This is a genomic window from Polaromonas sp. P1_G4, from assembly GCF_056405475.1.
Genome location: NZ_JBFUCA010000952.1, coordinates 1 through 828 on the forward strand (window position 1 = coordinate 1; position 828 = coordinate 828).

The window sequence follows — 828 nt, forward strand, 5'->3', positions numbered from 1 at the left end:
GGGCATGGAGCGCCATGCCGGCATCTTCATCTGCACCACCAACCTGCTCGAAAGCCTGGACCAGGCGGCGCTGCGGCGTTTCACCTTCAAGATCAGGTTCATGCCGCTGACTCACGCGCAGCGTGAGCAGATGTTTGTCACCGAAGCACTTGGAGGCGATGCCGACCGGCTTGCGGCCCCGCTGCGGGAGAGGCTCGGCAAACTGGTGCAGCTGTGCCCGGGTGATTTCGCGGCCGTGAAGCGGCAGGTGGATATTCTCGCGGCAGAGTTTTCCAGCGAGGAATTTTTGGCCCAGCTGGAGGCCGAGCACCGCATCAAGCCCGAGGTACGCGAAGGGCGGGCCATGGGGTTCATGCAATAAGAACAGGCGCTGTTACAGACGCTCCGTCAGGGCTGGACTGCTATCAAAAGAATAGCTGCTTACGCCCGTCACTATTGGTCTGAGGCCTGATTTTTATACGCAGGCCAGGTTGGCTTCGTTTTTACGCCGTACGTCCTCGCTGACCTTCAGCTGCGCCTGCCGCACGATGCGGCCCCCTTCAATCCACAGCAATTGCCCGGGCTGCAGCTGTTGCCAGTTTTCATTGAGCGTCAGCGGYTGGGTAGCGACGACACACAACCGGTCTTCCTGGACATTGGTTTGGGCAAAGTCGATGCTCAGGTCGGCGTCAACGAGCTTGGCGTGTGAAAACGGCCATTCCCGCACCAGGTAATACAGCCGCGTGGAGCAKTGCGCGAACAGGGCTTGCCCGTTGGAGAGCAGGTAGTTGAATACGCCATACTCGCCCGTGCCTTCGCTCATGCTGCACAGGGTGTCAAACACGGTGT

The 828-nt window shown here is 59.9% G+C and carries 1 protein-coding gene and 1 pseudogene; one reads left to right on the plus strand and one right to left on the minus strand.

Annotated features, from left to right (window positions below; all coding sequences use genetic code 11):
* Positions 1–361: pseudogene (locus AC1D1X_RS24680) on the plus strand (ATPase); the annotation flags it as partial.
* 93 nt (positions 362–454) lie between these two features.
* On the opposite strand, the gene AC1D1X_RS24685 reads toward AC1D1X_RS24680, so the two are convergent.
* A partial coding sequence (locus tag AC1D1X_RS24685) for a class II glutamine amidotransferase (RefSeq protein ID WP_477699540.1) occupies positions 455–828 on the minus strand: 374 nt, incomplete at its 5' end.